The sequence below is a fragment of the Nitrospira sp. M1 genome (assembly GCF_965152605.1).
Genome location: NZ_OZ224217.1, coordinates 1 through 21,627 on the forward strand (window position 1 = coordinate 1; position 21,627 = coordinate 21,627).

17 protein-coding genes and 2 pseudogenes are annotated in these 21,627 nt (G+C 47.1%); 11 read left to right on the forward strand and 8 right to left on the reverse strand.

Annotated elements, in window-relative coordinates:
• From dnaA to ACWHX8_RS00025, 5 genes are all read left to right on the forward strand, one after another.
• Positions 1-1,380, forward strand: a complete 1,380-nt coding sequence (gene dnaA / locus ACWHX8_RS00005; protein ID WP_447969928.1) for a chromosomal replication initiator protein DnaA — start codon at positions 1-3, stop codon at positions 1,378-1,380.
• Between the two features lie 17 nt (positions 1,381-1,397).
• On the forward strand, positions 1,398-2,525 hold the full coding sequence (dnaN, locus tag ACWHX8_RS00010) for a DNA polymerase III subunit beta (RefSeq protein ID WP_447969929.1): 1,128 nt from the start codon (positions 1,398-1,400) through the stop codon (positions 2,523-2,525).
• A gap of 57 nt (positions 2,526-2,582) precedes the next feature.
• Complete coding sequence (gene gyrB, locus ACWHX8_RS00015; RefSeq protein ID WP_447969930.1) at positions 2,583-5,087, forward strand: DNA topoisomerase (ATP-hydrolyzing) subunit B; 2,505 nt, start codon at positions 2,583-2,585, stop codon at positions 5,085-5,087.
• Between the two features lie 108 nt (positions 5,088-5,195).
• Complete coding sequence (gene gyrA, locus ACWHX8_RS00020) at positions 5,196-7,715, forward strand: DNA gyrase subunit A (RefSeq protein WP_447969931.1); 2,520 nt, start codon at positions 5,196-5,198, stop codon at positions 7,713-7,715.
• A gap of 188 nt (positions 7,716-7,903) precedes the next feature.
• The gene (locus tag ACWHX8_RS00025) at positions 7,904-8,461 is read left to right on the forward strand and encodes a hypothetical protein (protein ID WP_447969932.1); all 558 of its coding nucleotides are present in this window, start codon (positions 7,904-7,906) and stop codon (positions 8,459-8,461) included.
• 77 nt (positions 8,462-8,538) lie between these two features.
• Here ACWHX8_RS00025 and ACWHX8_RS00030 read toward each other — a convergent pair whose 3' ends face one another.
• Together ACWHX8_RS00030 and ACWHX8_RS00035 are read right to left on the reverse strand one after the other, a co-directional pair.
• The gene (locus tag ACWHX8_RS00030; protein WP_447969933.1) at positions 8,539-8,814 is read right to left on the reverse strand and encodes a PIN domain nuclease; all 276 of its coding nucleotides are present in this window, start codon (positions 8,812-8,814) and stop codon (positions 8,539-8,541) included.
• Positions 8,811-9,008, reverse strand: a complete 198-nt coding sequence (locus tag ACWHX8_RS00035) for a type II toxin-antitoxin system VapB family antitoxin (protein WP_447969934.1) — start codon at positions 9,006-9,008, stop codon at positions 8,811-8,813. Before ACWHX8_RS00035 ends, ACWHX8_RS00030 begins: the two co-directional genes overlap by 4 nt.
• A 508-nt stretch (positions 9,009-9,516) precedes the next feature.
• On the opposite strand from ACWHX8_RS00035, the pseudogene ACWHX8_RS00040 reads away from it, so the two are divergent.
• The 3 genes and pseudogenes from ACWHX8_RS00040 to ACWHX8_RS00050 form a co-directional block, all read left to right on the forward strand.
• A pseudogene (locus ACWHX8_RS00040) lies at positions 9,517-9,645 on the forward strand (helix-turn-helix domain-containing protein); the annotation flags it as partial.
• Positions 9,646-9,898: 253 nt separating this feature from the next.
• Positions 9,899-10,429: an IS30 family transposase gene (locus tag ACWHX8_RS00045; RefSeq protein ID WP_447969935.1), complete on the forward strand. Its 531-nt coding sequence runs from the start codon at positions 9,899-9,901 to the stop codon at positions 10,427-10,429.
• A gap of 282 nt (positions 10,430-10,711) precedes the next feature.
• Positions 10,712-12,328 carry a hypothetical protein gene (locus ACWHX8_RS00050; protein WP_447969936.1) on the forward strand — a complete coding sequence of 539 codons (1,617 nt, stop codon included), beginning with the start codon at positions 10,712-10,714 and terminating at the stop codon, positions 12,326-12,328.
• A gap of 286 nt (positions 12,329-12,614) precedes the next feature.
• Here ACWHX8_RS00050 and ACWHX8_RS00055 read toward each other — a convergent pair.
• Positions 12,615-12,961: pseudogene (locus tag ACWHX8_RS00055) on the reverse strand (DNA alkylation repair protein).
• 148 nt (positions 12,962-13,109) lie between these two features.
• Here ACWHX8_RS00055 and ACWHX8_RS00060 point away from each other — a divergent pair.
• Positions 13,110-13,436, forward strand: a complete 327-nt coding sequence (locus tag ACWHX8_RS00060; RefSeq protein ID WP_447968141.1) for a transposase — start codon at positions 13,110-13,112, stop codon at positions 13,434-13,436.
• On the forward strand, positions 13,430-14,341 hold the full coding sequence (locus ACWHX8_RS00065) for a transposase (RefSeq protein WP_447968140.1): 912 nt from the start codon (positions 13,430-13,432) through the stop codon (positions 14,339-14,341). The genes ACWHX8_RS00060 and ACWHX8_RS00065 overlap by 7 nt, the downstream gene beginning before the upstream one ends.
• A gap of 153 nt (positions 14,342-14,494) precedes the next feature.
• On the opposite strand, the gene ACWHX8_RS00070 is transcribed toward ACWHX8_RS00065, so the two are convergent.
• The 5 genes from ACWHX8_RS00070 to ACWHX8_RS00090 form a co-directional block, all read right to left on the reverse strand.
• Complete coding sequence (locus ACWHX8_RS00070; RefSeq protein WP_447969937.1) at positions 14,495-14,953, reverse strand: hypothetical protein; 459 nt, start codon at positions 14,951-14,953, stop codon at positions 14,495-14,497.
• Positions 14,954-15,306: 353 nt separating this feature from the next.
• Positions 15,307-15,690, reverse strand: coding sequence for an IS200/IS605 family transposase (gene tnpA / locus ACWHX8_RS00075; RefSeq protein ID WP_447969938.1), 384 nt, complete (start codon positions 15,688-15,690; stop codon positions 15,307-15,309).
• Positions 15,691-16,965: 1,275 nt separating this feature from the next.
• Positions 16,966-18,270, reverse strand: a complete 1,305-nt coding sequence (locus ACWHX8_RS00080) for a cupin-like domain-containing protein (RefSeq protein WP_447969939.1) — start codon at positions 18,268-18,270, stop codon at positions 16,966-16,968.
• Positions 18,271-18,635: 365 nt separating this feature from the next.
• The gene (locus ACWHX8_RS00085) at positions 18,636-19,625 is read right to left on the reverse strand and encodes a zinc-dependent alcohol dehydrogenase family protein (RefSeq protein ID WP_447969940.1); all 990 of its coding nucleotides are present in this window, start codon (positions 19,623-19,625) and stop codon (positions 18,636-18,638) included.
• Positions 19,626-20,386: 761 nt separating this feature from the next.
• Positions 20,387-20,578 (reverse strand): hypothetical protein, encoded by a 192-nt coding sequence (locus ACWHX8_RS00090; protein WP_447969941.1) that lies wholly within the window; start codon positions 20,576-20,578, stop codon positions 20,387-20,389.
• A 543-nt stretch (positions 20,579-21,121) separates the two neighbouring features.
• On the opposite strand from ACWHX8_RS00090, the gene ACWHX8_RS00095 reads away from it, so the two are divergent.
• Positions 21,122-21,616 carry a SixA phosphatase family protein gene (locus ACWHX8_RS00095; RefSeq protein WP_447969942.1) on the forward strand — a complete coding sequence of 165 codons (495 nt, stop codon included), beginning with the start codon at positions 21,122-21,124 and terminating at the stop codon, positions 21,614-21,616.
• Positions 21,617-21,627: the final 11 nt, after the last annotated feature.

Below are 21,627 nucleotides of genomic sequence, written 5' to 3' on the forward strand. Positions count from 1 at the left end.
GTGAATAAATTGAATTCTTTAGGAGACAGTTATCAAGATACCTGGAGACAGGTATTAGACTTTCTTCAGTCACGTGTCGGAGGCGAAGTCCTAGAGACGTGGTTTAACCCTCTGCTTTTTGAAGGGATGGATGGGAGAAAGGCTAGGATTTCAGTCCCTAATAAGTTTTTCGGAGAATGGCTGAGTCGAAATTACTTAGACGTTCTAGCCGAGGCTATTCAAATTGTCGGAGGACTTTCAGATCCGGTAGAAGTGGATTTCATTGTCAGGGATGCCAACGAAGATACGCATCTTCTGAAAGTTCCTGCTTCTCAAGCTCCAGTACGAGACCAAAAGCCTTCCTCGAGTCGAAATAAGAAAATACCTCTTCCTAATCCGAAATACACATTTGATAATTTTGTTGTTGGAGCTAGCAATCAATTTGCCCATGCTGCAAGTAGAGCCGTGGCAGAATCTCCTGCCCTGGCCTATAACCCACTCTTTATTTATGGGGGTGTGGGTCTTGGAAAGACTCATCTGCTTCATTCTATTGGAAATTTTGTTGCGAAAAGTGGAGAACTCAGAATTGCCTATGTCACCACAGAACAATTTACAAATGAGGTGATAAATTCAATTCGCTATGACAAAATGATAGAATTACGTCGGCGTTATCGAAATGTCGATATGCTCCTCATTGATGACATTCAATTTCTTGCCGGCAAAGAGCGAACACAAGAGGAATTCTTCCATACGTTCAACTCGCTCTATGAAGCGAGAAAACAAATTGTTTTATCAAGTGATCGTTTTCCAAAGGAGATGCCTTCTATGGAAGAGCGTCTTCGTTCGCGTTTCGAATGGGGATTAATTGCCGATCTCCAGCAACCAGATGTGGAAACGCGGATTGCGATCTTGCGGAAAAAATCGGAAGAAGAGGGAGTTGGAATATCTGAAGATGTCATTCAATTGTTGGCGGCCAATTTAAAAAGTAATATACGGGAAATAGAAGGCGCGTTAATTCGATTGGGTGCGTACGCCTCGCTGACAGGCCAAGCGATCACCGTTGAAATGGCCAAAAATGTACTGCGTGACCTGCTGGGTGGAAAGCGGAATGTTATTACAGTTGAGGATATTCAAGAAATTGTGGCGACACGCTTTCATGTCAAAGTGTCAGATTTAAAATCGAAACGTCGTACGAAAACGCTTGTTCACCCACGTCAAGTCGCCATGTTTCTCAGTCGAGAACTGACAGACGCGTCGTTTCCGGAAATTGGTCGTGCCTTTGGGGGAAAAGACCACACCACCATCATTCATGCTTGTAAGCAAATTCAGAAATCACTTGAATCCGACTCGGTTTTACGAACGACGATAGCGAGTCTCAAAGAAGAAATCGGTAAAGGATAGCCTGGGAGAGTTATGACATGAAGGTCAGAATACAGCGCCAAGATCTCCTCACCGCACTTCAACGAGTGCAGGGAGTGGTTGAGAAGCGAAATACGATGCCCATTCTTGCAAATATTCTTTTGGAAGCGAAGGCTGAAGGGCTTGATATCCTTGCCACGGATCTCGAATTAGCCATGCGCGGTTTATATAAGGCCACAGTCGAAGAACCTGGCTCTGTTACGTTTTCGGCTCGAAAGCTATTTGAAATTTTAAAAGAAATAAAGGAACAGGAAATTCAGCTGCATGTCGCTGAGAATAGTTGGGTGACCATTAAAGCCGGACGAAGTGAATTTCGTGTGGTTGGGCTGCCCAGCCAAGACTATCCCAGTCTCCCAGCCATAGAACGTGATGGATTGATTCCCCTTCCTGCAGCCGGGCTTTTAGAGTTAATCCGACGGACGATCTTTGCTGTTGGAGATAATGACACGCGGTACGTCCTTAATGGTGTGTTAGTCTCGCTCAGTAGTGGAAAGGCAAACACTGCCATCCTTCGTCTGGTCGGGACCGATGGACATCGGCTTGCTATGGCGGAAGAAGAGGTGACCATTGAGCAAGCCTCGTTACCATCCCCAGAAACGAAAGTCATTATTCCCAAGAAGGCCGCGATAGAGATTCGACGTCTTTTGGAAGAAGATAACAATGAACCGCTTATTGGCTTCACGAAAAATATGGTGATCTTTCGGAAAAGCGGACTCGTGTTAACCTCACGCGTGATGGAAGGGGCCTATCCGAACTATCAACAGGTCATGCCGAAGGAAAGTCCACAAAAAATAAAGATCATGCGTGATGATTTTGAAGGCGCCATTCGACGTGTGTCGTTACTGTCTAAAGATAAGTCATATGCCATTAAACTCTCCTTTACACAAGACCGTATTCATTTATCATCGAGTAATCCAGACCTTGGTGAAGCCAACGAAGAAATTTCAGCCGAACATCAGGGAGAAGATTTTTCTACCGGGTTTAATGCGCGGTACCTTCTTGATGTATTAAGCGCAATAGAGGGTGAAGCCCTCACCTTGCAAATGGAAACACCACTGAGCCCGTGTCTAATTCAGGAGCACGGGAATCCCAAATTCAAAGCCGTGGTTATGCCGGTAAAAGTCTAGAGGTCTTTGAACGCTCGGGAATATTTTTCACTTACGACATCGTCTACATTGAAATTTATGGAATCTTCGGAAATACCGGAACCACGTAACGTCCAGACCAGTGGATTGGGATCGTCAAAAGAACAATATGACGCCGATCAAATCCGTGTCCTTGAAGGCCTCGAAGCCGTGCAAAAGCGGCCGGCGATGTACATTGGGAGTACGGGACCCGATGGCTTGCATCACCTCGTGTATGAGGTGGTGGACAATTGCGTCGACGAGCATATGGCCGGGTTTGGCAAAGAAATCCACGTCACGATCCAGCTCGATGGAAGCGTGGTGGTGGCAGACAACGGGCGCGGCATTCCGACGGGCATGCATTCCACTCAAAAAAAATCGGCGGCAGAAGTGGCTCTCACAGTCCTCCATGCTGGAGGAAAGTTTGAGCAAGGGGCGTACACCGTCTCGGGTGGACTCCATGGAGTGGGTATTTCAGTTGTGAATGCCTTGTCAGAATGGCTGGAATTGGAAATTTGGCAAAATGAACAGGTCTTTGAACAGCGGTATCTTCGCGGAATTCCCGTGGAACCACTAGCCACAACGGGAAAGACCAAAAAGCGTGGGACGAAGATCACGTTTATGCCAGATGCACAGATTTTTGAAACGGTGGAATTCAGCTTTGATGTGCTGGCACGACGACTTCGAGAGTTAGCCTTCCTCAATAAAGGCCTCGCGATTCATCTCGTGGATCAGCGTAAAGAAAAAGAGAAGGAACAGGAGTTTTGCTATGAGGGCGGGATCGTCTCGTTTGTCGAACATCTCAATGAAGCCAAGACGCCTCTTCATAAACCGATCGTGATTGAAACCGAAAAGCCGGAGATGATTCTTGAGGTCGCATTGCAATTTAATGTTGGCTATGCTGAAAACCTGTTTTCCTTTGCCAACAATATCAATACGCGAGAAGGCGGAACACATCTGATTGGATTCAAGGCGGCGCTAACGAGAACGATTAACTCCTATGCCTCCGCCAATGATTTCTTGAAAAAAGAAGTTGATTCTCTTTCCGGCGATGACGTTCGTGAAGGGTTAACGGCTGTCATTAGCGTGAAAGTCCGGAATCCACAATTCGAAGGACAAACAAAGGCCAAACTTGGAAACAGTGAAGTGAAGGGCGTAGTCGAGGCGGCAGTCAATGAAGCGCTCGGGATCTATTTCGAAGAAAATCCTCCAGTCGCCAAAAAGATTATCGGAAAAGCGATTGATGCGGCGAGAGCTCGGGAAGCTGCCAGGAAAGCCAAAGACCTCATCCGCAGAAAAGGGGCCTTAGATGGTGGGTCACTGCCTGGTAAACTTGCGGATTGCTCAGAAAAAGATCCAGCCTTGAGCGAACTCTTCATCGTCGAAGGTGACTCGGCCGGTGGTTCGGCAAAACAAGGCCGAGACCGGAAATTTCAAGCGATTCTCCCACTCAAAGGAAAAATCTTGAATGTTGAGAAAGCCCGCTTCGACAAGATGTTGTCCAGTGAAGAAATCCGCACGCTGATCATGGCCTTAGGTACAGGAATCGGGCGAAGACGGGAAGAGTCAGAAAAGGGGAAAGACGATAAAGAGGTCTTCGATATCAATCGAGCCCGTTATCATAAGATCATTCTGATGACGGATGCCGATGTAGACGGCAGCCATATTCGAACCCTCCTGCTCACCTTTTTGTTTCGCCAAATGCATGAGCTGTTAGAAAGTGGCTATATCTATATTGCGCAACCGCCACTTTATAAAGTGAAAAAAGGCAAGAGCGAACAGTACCTGAAAGACGATAACGCCTTGAATGACTATCTTTCCGGGCTGGCGGTTGAAGATGTCGAAGTCTTTGTTGATCGTGAGAATACCTATGTGACGCAAGATGAACTCCTGCCCCTTCTCAAAAACCTCATTGCCTTTGAAGACCTCTTGAACCGATTTGGGAAGAAACAATATGAAACGGGAATCTTGCGAGCCTTTGTTGATCAGCAAACGTTAGACCGGGATCTCTTGAAAGATCGAGCACAACTTGACGCGGTCATTGCTGAAGTCAAAAGCGCGTTGGAAAAGGCGTATCCTCAATCACGAATCACCATGGAAATTCGTGAAGACGAGGAACACAACACACATTCCGTACTCTGTCGTGTCCCAACGAATGGCATGATACATACGTTGACGTTAACCCATGATTTAATCGGGTCAGCTGATTTTCGAGAATTGCAAAAACTCAGCCCCACGGCCATGGGACTTGGAAAGCCCATGTATAAAATGAAATCCAAAGACGTCGAATCCGAATTCGCGACCTCCGACGACCTTGTGCAGGCTATCCTGGCTACAGGGAAAAAAGGGTTATCATTTCAGCGTTACAAAGGGTTAGGGGAAATGAATCCGAATCAGTTGTGGGAAACCACGATGAATCCAGAAACGCGCGCACTGTTACAAGTGAAACTTGAAGACATGACGGGAGTCGATGAAATCTTCACGATTCTCATGGGAGATGAAGTAGAACCGCGTCGAAACTTTATTCAACAACATGCCCTGGAAGTGCGTAACCTTGATGTGTAGGAATTTAGTGAAAAAGTCAAAATGAAAATTGCAAAGTCAAATTCGATACAAAATCCTAAGAACCCATTTTAAAATTTTCAATTTTCCTTTTGCATTTGCGGAATCACCATGCCCACTGAAGACCGTTTGACACAGATTGCCATCGAAGACGAAATGCGTCTGTCCTATCTCGATTACGCGATGAGCGTAATCGTCGGACGTGCCTTGCCGGATGTTCGCGATGGCTTGAAGCCGGTTCATCGCCGAATCCTCTATGGCATGAATGAAATGGGCTTGGCGGCCAACCGGCCCTATAGAAAGTCTGCCAAAATCGTCGGGGAAATCATGGGTAATTACCATCCCCATGGAGACTCGGCAATTTACGATACGCTCGTGCGTATGGCGCAGCCCTTCAACATGCGCTACACCCTGGTGGATGGTCAGGGGAATTATGGGTCGGTTGATGGTGATCCACCGGCAGCCATGCGGTATACCGAGGCGCGGCTTACCAAAATCGCGCAGGAAATGCTGGTCGACATCGACAAGGAGACGGTTGATTTCACGCCAACCTACGATGAGTCGAGTGTCGAGCCGCTTGTCCTGCCTGCCAAAGTTCCCAGTCTGCTGATTAATGGAGCCGGGGGCATTGCCGTCGGCTATGCGACCAATATCCCCACGCATAATCTAGGCGAAGTCACCAGTGCGCTGATTGAACTCATTGACCGTCCCGATATGAGCATTGACGAGCTCATGGAGATTATCCCAGGTCCTGATTTTCCAACGGCCGGATTTATTTACGGCACGCAAGGGATCAAAGATGCCTATCATACTGGACGTGGGTTGCTGACCGTTCGGGCCAAAGCCGATATCGAAACCGATGAAAAAACAGACCGTGCCCGCATTATCGTGACGGAGCTTCCGTATCAAGTGAATAAGGCGAGGCTACTTGAGAAGATTGCCGAACTTATTCATGACAAACGAATCGAGGGCATTTCTGATCTTCGGGATGAGTCGGATCGTGATGGGCTGCGCGTCGTGGTGGAACTCAAGAAAAACGAACCTGCCATCGTGTTGCTGAATCAGTTGTACAAGCATACTCAGATGCAGACGACTTTTGGGGTCATCATGTTGGCCTTGGTACACAATCGCCCAGAGGTTCTCAATATCAAACAGATTCTCGCGGCCTTTATTGAGCATCGCCGTGAAGTCGTCATTCGTCGCACAGCCTTTGATCTTCGAAAGGCTGAAGAACGCGCGCATATTCTCGAGGGCTTAACAATTGCCTTATCGAATCTCGATGCAATTATCGCCCTGATTCGAGGAGCCAGCGCCCCGGACGTGGCTCGTCATGGGTTAATGGAACAATTTGCGCTTAGCGAACTTCAGGCCAACGCAATTTTGGATATGCGGTTGCAACGCTTGACGCAACTGGAACAAGACAAATTAGCCCAGGAATATCAAGAGATAAAGGCCAAAATCCTCGAGCTAAAAGAAATTCTCGATTCAGACACACGTGTTCGGCAAATTATCAAAGATGAGTTGCACGAAATCAGAGACGCGTATACGGATGAACGGCGAACGCGCATCGTTCCGGTAGAAGCCGACATTCAACTCGAAGACCTTATTGCGGAAGAAGAAGTTATCGTTACGATTTCGCATGCCGGCTATATCAAACGAAACCCTGCCTCGATTTATCGAGCGCAAAACCGTGGAGGCAAAGGCAAGATCGGAATGGGTGTGCGCGACGAAGATTTTGTCGAAAAAATCTTTAGTGCCTCAACCCATGATCATTTGCTCTTCTTTACCGACGCCGGAAAGGTCTACTGGCTCAAGGTGTACCAACTGCCGGACGTCGGGCGCGCTACGAAGGGCAAAGCCATGGTGAACTTGCTCGCCCTGGCTCCAGACGAAAAAGTGACGGTAACGTTATCGGTGAAAGAGTTTCGCAGCGATCAATATATCGTCATGGCCACGCGTCAAGGCACGATCAAGAAAACCCAGTTGTCCGCCTACTCGAATCCTCGACAGGGTGGAATCATTGCGTTGACACTCGATGAAGGCGACAAGCTGATTGGCGTGGAACTCACCGATGGCCAACAAGACATTGTGTTAGGAACACGTCTTGGCCTTGTTATTCGCTTCAAGGAAGCCGATGTCCGGTCAATGGGGCGAACCGCGCGAGGCGTAAGAGGTATCAACCTGGAAGAAGGGAATCACGTCATCGGGATGACATCCTTATACCCCGACTCCGTCTCGTCCGTGTTAACGGTGACGGAAAAAGGCTACGGTAAGCGTACGCAAGCCTCCGAGTATCGCGCACAATCTCGTGCGGGCAAAGGGGTCATCAGTGTAAAAGTCACGGAGAAGAATGGTCCTGCCGTCTCCTTTCATCAAGTGACCGATACCGATGACATTATGATGATGACTGCCGAAGGGATGGTCCTGCGTATGCGCATCGGCGATCTTCGAGAAATTGGAAGAAATTCTCAGGGCGTGCGATTAATCGATATGTCCCAAGACGATCGCGTGGTCGGCGTCGCCAAACTCATGATTGCCGAAGTCCCTGAGAACGCTGAGTTAGATACCCAAGAGGCCAACGGACAACCGGCGTTGGAGCCTGAAGTAGATGGCTCAGACGATGGCGAGTAACGGCTTCTAAAGTATTGTAACCTTCCACTAATACTCCTACACCTGCCAAGCTTGTTAGGAAGCATCATTTCCTCAGTTTTTGAAAAGTTTCACATGAAGCACGTCATGAAGCAGTCGAAAGTGCTTATCAAGGGAATAAATCTTATGTTGAAGTCCATGGAATATTTTTTTAGAGGAGGTTTGAGTAAATGAGAGTGAATCAAAACACAGGAAAGTGGGGGTGGGGTCTAGCGACTGGAATGGTCATGTTGTTCAGTTTGAGCATGATCATGATACCAAGCTGGGCACTAGCAGATGATGAACCATTGCCAGAAAAATCGTGGAGTGCGGGTGGGGCTATCGGGTATTTAGCCAATACTCCTGACGGTACGGCCTTTGCCCTCAATTTACATGTCGATGCCAATTTGAATGAACGCGTGTCCGTTGGGCCGCTTCTGCAGTTGGGGTTTACGGGTGATCTCACGCAGGTAGGATTTTCTGGACAAGGCAAATATACGATTCCCATTTCAGAAACGGACAATCGACTCAAGGTTATATTTCAAGCAGGTATCGGATTTGTCCATGCCGATCCTGGGCCAGCGGATACCTCGTTTCTTATTCCATTGGGCGTTGGCATGGATTATCAAATCAATTCTCAGCTGGCATTTACAAGTGATTTTTTGTTGAATTTTACAGATTTGGATCATGGACGTGGCTATAACGATACCAATGTGATGCCCAGTCTGACCTTCGGCGTACGATTCTGAAGTGTGTTTGTGAAAAGTTAGTGTTTCTATGAAACCTATAAAACTAGACTTGTCCCAAGATTTAAAGCTTTACTTCTTCAGTTTTTGAAGAGCTTCACATGAAGCACGTTTTGGAGCAGTCGAAAGTGCTTATCAAGGGAGTAGATTTTGCAGCGATGCTTTCTGGCATTTTGCGCAATAATCAAATCGGGAATACCAATTCCATTTGCGCCGCGATTCAAACATTTCACTTGAAAATCGATAATTTCTTCCCAGTCTATTTCAAGGGGCAGTCGCCGGATGACTTGAAGCAATGTAATAACTTTGGCTTGCTTCTTCAATTGAAGGAATGGGACCAACTCAGCAATATTCATGAATGACGATGACGCATCTTATCCAGATCGATCTTGAGGTCAATTTGTCCTCTGAATTGCTTGAGGTCCTGAATCTTCGCTTTTCTGATCAATTCTTTGAGCGCCAAAACGATCACTCCCGTTTTGGTTTCCATCCGCGTCAGTTTCATGGCATCGCGCAAGAGGCTCTCTGGAAAGTCAAGGGTCGTTCTCATATATCCCTCCATTCTCTATGCATATGATAATATCGGTTGATGCATAAAACTTCAAAGGCACAAATACATGTAAACACTACCGATATAAACCCACAAACCAGTTAGTTTTGAAATATAGCCAATGTCTAAATGAACTCATTGAGAACCACGCCCCTGCAATATACCGAAGAAACAACGCAACAATGCACATACTTCTCAGTATACGCCAATCATCAGGGAGAAATACGTGCGAGGCAAGTTTCACACGCAAATTAATACATCAGCATTATTCAGAGATCTAGTAACACGGGGAATCTTACATGAACTCACGGTGTTCAACCGCAACCGCCTGTTTATCTTTAGCTCTCTGTTGGGTTTTTCAAGCGAGGAGTGAAGGTAAAGCGGTGCCGTGATAAAAATTTTCTAAACTAATAAAGCTAGTCTTGACCCCTAGTCCTGAGACAATCCATCACCCCCATATTCTAAAATGAAGTGCACCACTTTATCCTATAGAAACAGGAGGTGGTGTATGGGAAAGCATTATACGCATTTCGATCACAAAGAACGGACGCTCATCTATTGGTGGCGGAAAGAACGGCTCAGTCTCAGGGAAATGGGCCGCCGCTTACGGCGGAGTCATACGAGCATCAGCCGGGAATTGAGACGAAATTGCTGGTTTCGGCAACCGTATTTCCCACGCGGGGCTCAGCTCCTCGCTGGCTCTCGGCTCCACCGTCGCGCAAAGCGCGAGCGCTTAAAGTCGAAACAGGTCCGAGCCTATGTGCAGCAGCAATTACAAATCGGGTGGACCCCGGAATTGATTGCGGGGCGCTTAAAACAGCAGAGGCTTCTGCCTGCGGTGTGCCACGAAGCCATTTATCAATATATTTATCAGGGTACGCCCGACTTGATTGCCTCACTGCCCCGACACCACCCGAAGCGAAAATCGAAGCGGCCGTATCGGAAAACTGGCGAGCGCCCTACGAACCGGCCTAGCACAGCGTCCTTGGGCAGCGACCACGCGCCGAGCCTATGGCCATTGGGAAGCGGATATGCTGGTGGCCGGCAATCGCACCCATGGCTTAAATGTCTTGGTTGAGCGCAAGAGTCGCGTGACCCATATCAGTTTCTTGGCACAGAAGAGGGCCGCCGCAACTCGCAAGGCCATCCTTCGTCGTTTGACAAGATACCCGAGTGTCCTGAGACAATCCATCACCTATGAGAATGGCAGTGAAAATACCTGCCATGAAGAAATCAATGAAGCTCTGCGCTCGCAGTCCTTCTTCGGTGCCCCATATCACAGTTGGGAGAAAGGCAGTGTGGAGCAGGTGAATGGATTGATTCGGCGGTTCTTGCCCAAAGGCACGAATTTTCACCACCTGGGACCGGCTGCCTTGAACCGTATTGAAAAGCTTCTCAACAATCGACCTCGAAAGTGTTGAGGCTATCGAACCCCCTATGAAGTCTTTCGCGAAGCCCGTGGTGCACTTCCTTGTTGAATGTGGGAGACGTTAGCGGGGATCGAAGTGATAGCGATGATCAAGAAAGAACAGATGAAGACCCCAAATGGAGAGAAGCGATTGTTCATCGAATAGTTCTATACACTCGCCGCGTAGTGGCGATCAGAAATTGTAATCTTTTTGTCTTAATATAGTATTTGCGACAGAACCACTTTTGTTTGTTATGTGATTTTCAAATTATTACTACTTTTTCATTGCATGCTCATGAGGTCAAGTACTCGCCTACAACTTCGTACAGTTCTTGTCTCTGACTTCTTTGCGCCTCTTCCCGACGAGACCATCGATGATTCCGTTATTCAGGAACGAATCAAGGACATATACCCCAAGCTCCTCACCTTGGGACGTGAAGACCCTGAGGCAATTCGATGGGCCATCATGCAACAAGAGTATGGTGTGTCGGTCACTCATGGATTAGACTATGACGCCCGGCAAACCCTGGTTAAGGTATTGAATGAAGTAGATGCTTCGGGAAAACTTTTGTTACGCGTAGCACTCGACAATCACGCCCATTTCGGTGATCGAGTAGCTGCGATGGGATACTTGGCTGCCAGGAACGAACAGGCTCTCGTCAAACCATTGCTTCCCCTACTGACCAAGCCCCTCACAGGGGAAATTCGTTCAGCCGCCCTAGACGCTCTCGCTCGCTGTGGGGTTCAAGAGGCGTTGCCGATTGTACAAGAGCTTTATAGTTATCGTGCCATTGCCAAAGAAAGAACCCCTTGGAGCGAGGCCCCTGATATCTCTTTGCTTAGAGCACTGTGGCAAGGTATCGTTAATTGGGTTCGTGAAGGGGTTGTCATGCCAGAGGAGTGGCTTAATCCGTGGGCAGAGTTACTCAAGGCTCGCGGACGGCTTGGCGATAGCACAGCTCTGCGCGATTTGATTATCCTTCAAAGCGATCCTGACGATTGGTTAGATGCAGTTGAAGGCTTCGATGCGCTGATACATCACCTGGGTGGATTGAGGAATGCATTGTCCCTTCTTTGCGAAAACTCGTCGTTCGCTACCCTCGAAGGCCAGCTTCTCAGCCTGGCTGACCATGACCGCGACGAAGCGGTGAGGCAGTGGGCCAACGACCAATTAGCCGCAATGGATCCAGAAAAGTATGCGGAAAGAAGTCCAAGGTACCTCGATCAACAGGCACATGAATGGATACGGCAAACTTTTCAAGAGTGGCTGTCTAGTATTCAGGACCCTTATTGCGAGATATCTCACTGTTTTTTCCATCCAGATCAGTCGGTTATGGCGCTGTCCACAGATCACGGGGTTGGTCTCTTTAGGCGCGAAAATCTAACGCCATTCTTTAGTTGGTCCCCAGAAGAAGACGAAAATGTTCAGTATCTGGACTTCCACCCTTTGAAACCCCTCATAATTGCCGCAACATACATACAATACGATTGGGGAATTGAGGGCCAAATATATTTGATTGATTACGAGCGCAACGATGCACATCTGCTGCTTGAAAAATCGCGGGAAGTTCGGGCTTGCTGGTTTTTACATGAGGGCCGCATACGTGTGATTTTTGGAGGTTATAGTGAGGAGGACGAAAGTTGTTATAAAGTCGATCTGCCTCCTGGAAAGGAACCTTGGCATGCCCAGGAACTTGAGCCTCTTCTCACAACCACCGTAACAGATTGCTTAGTTGACCAACATCAAAAGAGTGGCAGCACCCAAGATTTTAAAGAATATCAGCAAGCTTACTATGCTGGCCATGATCAACGTCTGGTGGCTGCCCTGAAAGCATGGTTGAACAATGATCAGGATACGCTCAACAAGTCCCTAAAAATCCTGTTCGCGTATACGCAAGCTTGGCGATCATAATCGCTGAATGGTAATGTGGCGCTTGAGAAAAGAGGTTAGTGGAGATGTCGAGACTCGAACCCTCTATTGCTTATACCTGTTTTTCCTCACTGAGAATCTTTTCCATCTCACACCAAATGCATGAGGTGATTACTTCTTAGAGAACATTGTCCATTATATTATTACCTTTTAAGGGCATCTCTAAAAACTGCTGACAATTCTCTCGCCTTGATCTTAGGGGCAAGTCTAGTTTTATTGAATTGATAAGTTCGGTACCTACCTATCTTTTGTCATAAGTCTGAACGGTTTACACGCGTCCTTTCAAATACTCTACCCTTTTTTCTTGTGGAAACTTCTCAATAGCGTAACGGAGCATCGTACGTGGCATCTGTTGGTAGTGCGTTTTCAAGAACTCCTCAAAAACTCGTTGATCTTTTTTCCCTACTTCACGAAGCATCCAACCTACGGCTTTGTGCATGAGATCTTCGGGGTCTTTCAACAATAGGCCAGCCAGTTTAAGTTTTCAGAGAAATCTCCTTCCTTAATAAAGTGCAATGTCGTAATGATCGACACTCGCCGATACCAGAGTCGCGAAGACCGAGCGAGCTTATAGAGTATCTTTCGGCTTTTGTCGCTGAGGGATCCATCAAGAATTTAATGCGCACTGGAATAATAGGGGTCGGTTCGCTTGTTTCATAAGACGTAGTTACCTTAACTCTTTACTTGCCAAGGTCCCATTGGATTGCCTCGGTAATTGATTGGACACTTTAAATTGCGTATTTTATGGCAATTGGAGGTGTCGATGAAACTCAGCAAACACAAGCGTTGGAATGCTAGCCGGAAAGCCGAGGTGGTGCTTGTTCTACTTAAGGGGGCGTCACTGGAAGAAGTGAGTCGGCTGACGGGTCAGCCGGCGTATGTGCTCAAGAAATGGCAGGAGAGCTTCATGCAGGGTGGCGAGGCCACCTTTCATACTGGCGAGTCAGCTAAGGAGAAGGCTCTGGAAGCGGAGAACCGGTCGCTGAAAGCCAAGGTGGGGTCCCTGGTTATGGATAACGACTTGCTGTATGCAAAGATCGATCGTCTGGAGGATGGCGTCCCTTTGCACTTGAGGAAATCGAAGTGTTGAGCGAGACCTGTTCGATTTCCACAAAGCGCCGGTATGGATGGTCTCGTATATGCGATGTGTGGGGCATCCCACGTTCAACCGTATATGACTGGCTGCAACGTCGACGAGTTGCCGGGAACGCGGTCAAGCAGCGTGGCCGACGTCCGCTGGTGAGTAATGAGGATTTGATGGTCGCGATCAGGCAAGTGCTCGCTGGGTCGTCACAGGTGAGCTTCCCTGGCGAAGGGTATCGCAAGGTGTGGGCGCGACTGCGGCATCGCGGCTTGCGAGCAGACAAGGAACGGGTGCGGCGGCTTATGGGGCAACATCAGCTCTTGGCGCCTGTCCGAGGAGGGTCGCCTAACGGCCCCCGAGTGCATGATGGGTCAATTATTCCGATGGCTCCCAATCTGATGTGGGGCACAGATGCCACAGCCACGTGGACACTCAAGCAGGGCCAGGTGACCGTCTTTGCCGTCCTTGAGCACTTTACCGGCGAGTGTCTCGGCCTTCATGCAGCCAAGTACGGTACACGCCATGAAGCCTTAGAGCCCATTCGCCAAGCGGTCAACCATGTGTTTGGGACCTACGAGGCCAAAGTCGCCAAGGGGGTGCTCGTGCGCCATGATCATGGCAGTCAATATATCAGTCACGACTTTCAGGCCGAGCTAGCCTTCCTTGGCCTGGAGGCATCTCCGAGCTTTGTGCGAAGTCCAGAAGGTAATGGGGTGAGCGAACGATTCTTTCGTACGCTCAAGGAACAATTGTTGTGGCTTCAGGATTACGACGATGAAGAGCACTTGAGAGGGGCGCTGTACGAATTCAGAGAACGCTACAATGCGAACTGGATTCTACAACGCCATGCATACCGTACGCCCCAACAAGTGCGACAGGAATGGAACCGGAAGGCCAAGATGGCTTCCTAAATACGTGTCCGATTAATTGCAGGCGCTACACCATGTTCTTGAATATAAGAATTTTTAAAAGGTCATTTTTTGTTTTGGCTCGCGCGTCTACTTTATAAATTGACCTAAAGTCCCCTCTTGAAATGTATTGAGGCATGAGACAAGCCGCAACCCTCATCCACTAGTACCACGGATGACGTTAGCAACAATCTGTGCAACTCCTACTTCTGCGACTTGTACTGAAAGCTCTAAGCTTTTCTTGAACGTAAGAGGAACGGGCCATCCAAAAGTGAATTCTTGGACGGGCCCTCCTTTTAGAAGAACAAGCCCGCGTGGGTTGTTTTGAGTAAGTCCCAAGTTACTGGCGGCAGCATAGGATAAAGAAAACACGACACTCCCATCGATACGGAGTGTTACAAAGGTCAAATCATTCGCGCCACCCTGTTTCGATACATGTCCCGCAAGAAACAAGCCTGGTCCCTTTAGCGATATCAGCTTGTGAGTGCTTCCCTTTTTCAGGTTGGTCTTGAGCCCTTGAGCCCCTTGGGGATTACACATCCCGACTTCACATCGTGTCTCAGTAGATAAAACTCTCTTGGCCTTTACAGTTTTTGTTTTCTTTTTGACTGCCATGGATTTCCTTGCGCTATTCACGCCTAAGAAATTATTAAAATTTAGTAGATTGAGGGGTGAATACCTTCTTCGTTTTGAAGAACACTCAGACAATCAGTGAAGCAACTTTTATGCCTTTATGACCATAAGGCAATATTGGGCAATCAATTGAGAGATTCGCAATGTTTCATTGGTTTAAATACGCATGCACGAACTTAAAAATAAAACTAAAGTCATTTAATTCTCGATCAAAAATGTTATCTAAACCGATACATTTTGTATTTTTTTGATAACAAACCAAAGCCAACACGAAAGGTAAAACCTAATCAGAAAATTTTTTTAGTAGATACCCACGGGCTTACGCCGCGTGGCACTTAAAATTCAAATGCAAGCTGAAAGTGCCCCTTATCTACTTGCTCTTGATGAGCTACGTACCGCCGGATCACCGCCTCATTCAAGCCCACGGTCGAAGAGAAGAACCCGGGGGACCACAACACGGCTCCCCAGTAAGTCCGTTTCAGCTCGGGATACCGAAGTCGAAGTTGCCGACTCACATTCGCTTTCATCTTGCCCACAATACTTGGGACAGCATATTTCGGAGGAATCACCAGCACCACATGAATGTGGTCAACCTGCACACTCCATTGTTTGACCTCCCCATCAGGATGATAGCGCTGGATTTTCGATATATGCTCCTCCACAAAGAGCTTGATCACTCCCCGCAAAATGCGTCGCCGATACTTCGGAATCCACACCACATGGTATTGATGCTGCTACGCACCATGAGCACTGAGTCGAATCTCCATGCACCAGTGTCATCCAACCCCCTTCATATGGCAAGGAGGCCCCGCTTCCAGCGGGGAGCGCTTTCACCCACGGGCTCACGCCACGTGGTCCTCCGCGCTAGCTTTGATAGGGAACATGCTCTGACGGCTCGCCACAAATTCTTGGTTTAGGGATCTTCTTCAGCTGAGTAAAGGCTTCGTTGACAAGACGCACAAAGATCGCGTCAGAAAAATGGACAAGACGTTTGTTTCACAAGACAAGTTAATTGGCGTAAGTCTTTTGCTCAACTAGATTTCTAGTCCTTGAACATAAGCACACTATATCTCATCGTTTCATCAACTATAGTCGCGTCTTTGTCTGACGAATTATGATGTTGTTGAGGAAGGGAAGACAATTTTCAATGTCAGCGGAATATCCACTGTCATCATTCATGCTGGGTGCTGGGTTATAGCGATCCGTGATGCGGGTAATCCCAGAGTATGGGGGAGCAAGTCTAGTTTTATTAATTTCATATTTCTTGCTTCATTACTATAGTTCACTCAACTTTGTGCCTGCTGATATTCCTCGTTCTTGACCCCGAACATACTTCACCGTATCGTTTCATGAACGGCATTCGCGTCTTTAGCCGATGAATTTCATGTTGGAATTAAATGGGGTCAGGCATGATAATTTATATTTAAAAAACCTGATATCAATTTGATGGTGCCGAATTGACATAAGAAGATCTGATTTCTCAAATCAATAGAGGAACTCAATGGTCATCAATGCAACCGCCTGTTTCTCTCTGAGTCCTATGTACGGTTGTTCAAACGGAATGCAGGGGAAAAGTAGCGTAGCGGTTTATAGGCGTTTCAATTATAGCGAAATTCCATAACGTTTTCCTGAATTGACAGCACGGACAGAGCGCAACTACACATGTCGTACAAGCGAAAGTTCAAAGGTGCGGCTATAACTTCCACTGCTTGAAACATTGTACCGCGCTGAGCTATAGCCGATTCCCTGAACTTCGATGCCTTGAAGTCCTTCATTCCGCAGGGAAAGTCAGGGTGGTTCGACTGAAATGTATGAGGATTCGCTATATACTCATAAAACTAGATTTGCCCTCAAGACCTTGGCTGGATGGGAGAGGAAGATGACAAGACTACTTTAAGAAAATAAATTACGTGAAAAAGAGACTCATAGAAGAGGTAAAAGCGAAAATGCGTTTTGTGTACTACTGTAGAGAGTATTTTTTTAAAATACTGGTTTTACGTAGAAGATAATTCCCCTCCCAGTCTTGGCTTCTTTATATCAATGCCCCACTCGCGATAGATGTTACCGTTAATGAGCTCTTCAGCTAATTTGTCGTGAGATTTTTCTTCAAACACAGTCCAATCTTTAATGATCCTTGAGCTCGGGCCCTTGATCGCGTTTCCCAGTTTTCTTTGAAATAGATAGTCAACCGATTCCGTTAATCCCGTCAGTATGGCTGGAGAAAAAAGTTGCAAGCTGGTCAGCATATGGTTTGTATCCGGGATATCTCTCGAAAGCCACCGGTTTCCGACCAGAGTTGAGAACGCAATCGGCCCCCATCTAGTAGATACAGAAATTGTTTCCTTGGTTAACGAAGACACTGAATGCCACCACCAAGGAGGGTTAAGGAGTAATTCTCCAGCGTGGATCTCAGAGACATAACGTGGACAGTATTGGAAGAGAGGTAGATTGAGTTCATTAAACTCAGAAGACCAGTCATAAAGGCTTCCAAAATACCCATTGTCCCCAGAGACTAGGGGATATGTAAAAAAAGTGTATTCGGGGTTGATAAACTCCCATTTTTTGGATCCGTTCAGCTGATAGAAAATATTGAAATTATTGGCACAATGGAGATAGGTTCCTGACAAGTTATTGTTCCCAATGAACATTTGGGCCGAAAAAAACTCTCGATTAAGAAAGTTGCCTATCTCATCCAGCTTCAACGAGTCGAGAAGGCCCGGTTTATGTGACCACAGTTTTTCGCAGTTGTGTACGTACAGATGTTCTGTCGTATCCTTTAAGGCAAGGAGAGGTCTTCGAAGATACGAACCCCTAGAGTAATTGTTAAACAAAACATCGACCTGACCTAAATCACGAAAAAACCTTTCAAGAGACCATAAGGATAGGTCAATGTTTGCTCCCGTAATAATGAGAGGTCTAGGGTTTGGGAAATATTCAGAGCAAAATCCCTTTTCATCCTCCTTGATATGCTTATAGTCAACGCGTTCAATTTCCTTGGGCATAGCTGGCGCATATTTTGATTTTATTACCTCAGCTCCCTCATGAAGGTTCCTATTGGCAACGTCTTTAAGGATATCATTTCTATGTAGTAGCCCTCTGACGAAAAATACGAATTTTAAGACTCTTAGATTTTTTTCAGGAACCTGCCGATGGTCATCGTCTGGCTTCGCGTTGTTGATTCGCAGGCTAAATAGGTTACGCAGACCAAAAAGACGAGAAAAGAAAAGTCTTATGTAAATTAATAATAGAAATACTATTGACGAAAGAATCGCTAAAACCCTAATGGCTTTTCTTCTCATTGAGGCTCTCCGAGAAATTAAATTCATTATCAATAAAATTTTTATTTTAAGCAAGAATTTTCGGGAGTTACCCGCAAAGGAATGAATATACCCGTGGTGGCACCACCCATCTGGTGACGAGCCCGTTGGAATTCTCGTTACCCGCCTTTTTTAAAACAAGCTCGGTCTTGCTAAGAAAAGGGAACCATTATTTTTGGAAAATAAAGTTTTCATGGTATTACCCCCAGCGTCTCCCGCTAGCCCATATGAAAGAAGACCGACCGACACAATTCCTATATAGATATAGGATATAGGGTCAGGCATGAATATTGATATTATAGGCTACTCTTTAATTCCGTATATACGGAGCTCAAAAGAGATTTCCTTTACACTGTGACGACGATTTTTCCTTTTTGCTGATTGCCTTCCATGTAGCGGTGGGCTTCTACGATCTCGTCTAATGGAAATGTGCGATCAATGATTGGCTGTAGTTTTCCAGATTCGAGACCCTGGTAGATATGTTGTTTTCCCCGCGTGAGTCGTTCGGGATTGGTGACAATTTCAAATAATGTGTAGCCTCGTATCGATAACCCTTTCGATAGCGATGAGAGGAGAGGGAAAGGGGTGGGGTTTGGAGAGAGAGCTCCATATTCAAAGATGATTCCCTCTTGGGCTGTTGCCTCTGCAAGTTTTTCCAGTGTGGGGCCAGCGACAGGATCAAACACGATGCGACAGCCTTTTCCTGAAGTGAGTGTATTCACTTGCTTCACGAGATCTTCTTCCTCTGTCACAATCACGTGATCGGCTCCGGCCTCTAAGAGAAATGCTTTTTTATCGGAGCCTCGAGTCGTCGCTATGGCGGTGGCTCCCGACGACTTGGTGATTTGAATGGCCGCAAGGCCCACACTACTACTGGCGGCTGTAATCAGGACGGTGTCGTTCTCATTCAATTTCCCATATTCGAAAAGGGCTCCGTAGGCCGTTATGTATTGCATCCAGATGGCTGCGCCTTCACTAGACGATAAACTCTCAGGATAGTGTGCGACGGCGTAGGCTGGAACGATGGCACTTTCGCCGTACACGCCATATTGGCCAACGGAAAACGAGGGTATCGTACTCACGCGGTCGCCTACTCGGATGCCGCTCGTGTCAGGCCCCACTGCATCCACCGTTCCGGCAGCTTCGTAGCCAAGTCGCGAAGGGAAGGTAGGTGTTTCCAAGTACTGGCCTCTCCGAAACATGACCTCTGCCCGGTTGAGGCCGATTGCTTCGACTTTGAGCCGAACTTCGCCTTTACCAGGTTCCGTCAAAGGCAGATCTTCTATTTTCAGTACGTCCGCTTCCCCTGTTTCATGAAAACGCACAATTTTTGGCATAGTCTTCTCCTTCAAATGATGACGAATGCTCGTATTCGTTGTTACTGCCAGGCACAACCAACATGCCACGGCCCTAGAGACGAGCCGCTTTGGTTTGTACCCGATAACCTAGCATTGATTTTTCGATATCTTAGTCTTGTTCAGTCCTTGCTCACAACTCGAACTGAGCGTGCCAATGAAGTAATGCTTAGAGAGGAACCGAATAGAGCGAGCAAGAGAGAACAGGGTAACTCAAGAAGTATGAGCGGCTGGCATGAGCAATGATTTTCGGTTAATCATCTGTCGTGGATTGTTATTCAGAGATTGTGAATGAGCTGTTGGTAACGCTGGCGCGTTGGGAGTTGGTTTTCAAAGTCGATCGGTTATTCGGATAATCGTCGAAGCCTAGATCAAAACTCAAAATACGCTCGAGACCGTGGTGCGTCATGACCGCAATGTGGAGAGAGCATCTCGCCGATTGATGGCTCCATAAGGATGCATTATCTCTTGAAAGACCTCGGCATCCGTCACGAGACGGATATTCTGTGCGATACAGGTCTCAAGTGTCTGTTATGTCGTGGTCTTATGAGGATGGGCGGCTCCAAGCACGTACATGGGAGTATAGGAGCCGACAAAAAACATGATGGAAGGTCGGAGGAATAGCCCTGCTCGATCTCTCGAATGTCGCGTTGCAGTCAAGAGAGCTTGAGCAGGTGATCCATGAGGCAGTGTAATTTTCGGCAAATAAATCGCAGCAACTGCTGGAAATTTGGACCTATTTCCTACGCGACGGTCGTCAGCAAAAGTTGGTCTTCTTGGAAGACCTCATGCTGTTTGTTCCCCATTGCCGAAGAAATGCCTGCATAGACGGTGTGTGCTGCTTGGGACCAATTCGGGTCGCATGGTAATCCCTTGAAAGCTGCTTCTGCCGCCTTTTTTTCATCATAGGTTAAGGGTCGGTTGTGTTGTCGCATCACATTCCTCCTTTTGTTCGTAACCCAAAAATGTGCGGACTTCCCCAAAAACTGTCAGCGTTCCGATGATCACTAGAACCCATTCCATTGATGGTTTCCTCACTCCCTCTTCGTCGTCCTCATTCTGTTGATACTTAAGAGAGCAACCTTAGTGCCATTTAGCCATTCGTCTCGAATCGTTCAAGCTAAAATTCGCAACTAATTGATTTATTGAAAGAAACAGGATGGGGGAGTGAAAGAAAGCCTTTGTTCCCAATTACCGGCCATGTCTCAAGGTGTATCAAAAAGTGAAGAATGTGTCTAAATCATGACGGGTCCTGGTTGAATGGTGGTTAGAATATCTATGAGGACCTGAGGATTCGAAAGGGCCACTTTCCATTTTTTCACAGCCCCCTTATCTTGTACGAGAGGGGTCGTGATTTCGCTTACCATCTAATAAGCCTATGACCGAGAACGGTCTTAAGGTATGGTAGAGATTTATTCGCATGTCATGGCTTGCGTGGCTCTTGAGAAAACGATTCGACATGTTGTTGGAGAATTCATATGAAAACTCTGTACCTTGTTCGCCACGCAGAAGCTTCGGCTGAGAGTCTGAGCCGCTCTGACCTCAGTCGCCAATTAAGTCAGAATGGAATAGCCGAGGCATCTCGAATGGGCGTGCGTTTGAGACAACGCCTTAAGCCAGAAGTCATGATCTCAAGTCATGCTGCTCGCGCCAAGACAACGGCGAAAATTCTTGCGACGAAGATTGAGTATCCCGAAGCAGACATTCTGTTTGAAGAACGAGTCTACGAGGCTGAGCTGGAGGATTTGCTGTCGGTTATCCATAGTGTGGATGATGACGTAGCTTGCGTTTTGCTTGTTGGACACAATCCCACGCTGACCCAACTCGTGAAATCTCTGGCACAATCTGCTATCCCGAACATGGTCCCGTGCAGCATGGCTGTGCTGCAATGCTCAATAGATTCCTGGAATGATATTGCTCGCGGGAGCACAGAATTGCTGGATTTTGATTATCCGAAAAAAGAACGCGAGTAATTTTTCTGGAT

What these genes read in the sequence shown, in the direction of transcription:
- dnaN (WP_447969929.1), top strand. Translation starts at nt 1,398, where the DNA reads ATGAAGGTCAGAATACAGCGCCAAGATCTCCTCACCGCACTTCAACGA.
- gyrB (WP_447969930.1), top strand. Translation starts at nt 2,583, where the DNA reads ATGGAATCTTCGGAAATACCGGAACCACGTAACGTCCAGACCAGTGGA.
- gyrA (WP_447969931.1), top strand. Translation starts at nt 5,196, where the DNA reads ATGCCCACTGAAGACCGTTTGACACAGATTGCCATCGAAGACGAAATG.
- ACWHX8_RS00025 (WP_447969932.1), top strand. Translation starts at nt 7,904, where the DNA reads ATGAGAGTGAATCAAAACACAGGAAAGTGGGGGTGGGGTCTAGCGACT.
- ACWHX8_RS00030 (WP_447969933.1), bottom strand. Translation starts at nt 8,814, where the DNA reads ATGAATATTGCTGAGTTGGTCCCATTCCTTCAATTGAAGAAGCAAGCC.
- ACWHX8_RS00035 (WP_447969934.1), bottom strand. Translation starts at nt 9,008, where the DNA reads ATGAGAACGACCCTTGACTTTCCAGAGAGCCTCTTGCGCGATGCCATG.
- ACWHX8_RS00050 (WP_447969936.1), top strand. Translation starts at nt 10,712, where the DNA reads ATGAGGTCAAGTACTCGCCTACAACTTCGTACAGTTCTTGTCTCTGAC.
- ACWHX8_RS00060 (WP_447968141.1), top strand. Translation starts at nt 13,110, where the DNA reads ATGAAACTCAGCAAACACAAGCGTTGGAATGCTAGCCGGAAAGCCGAG.
- ACWHX8_RS00070 (WP_447969937.1), bottom strand. Translation starts at nt 14,953, where the DNA reads ATGGCAGTCAAAAAGAAAACAAAAACTGTAAAGGCCAAGAGAGTTTTA.
- ACWHX8_RS00080 (WP_447969939.1), bottom strand. Translation starts at nt 18,270, where the DNA reads ATGAGAAGAAAAGCCATTAGGGTTTTAGCGATTCTTTCGTCAATAGTA.
- ACWHX8_RS00085 (WP_447969940.1), bottom strand. Translation starts at nt 19,625, where the DNA reads ATGCCAAAAATTGTGCGTTTTCATGAAACAGGGGAAGCGGACGTACTG.
- ACWHX8_RS00090 (WP_447969941.1), bottom strand. Translation starts at nt 20,578, where the DNA reads ATGCGACAACACAACCGACCCTTAACCTATGATGAAAAAAAGGCGGCA.
- ACWHX8_RS00095 (WP_447969942.1), top strand. Translation starts at nt 21,122, where the DNA reads ATGAAAACTCTGTACCTTGTTCGCCACGCAGAAGCTTCGGCTGAGAGT.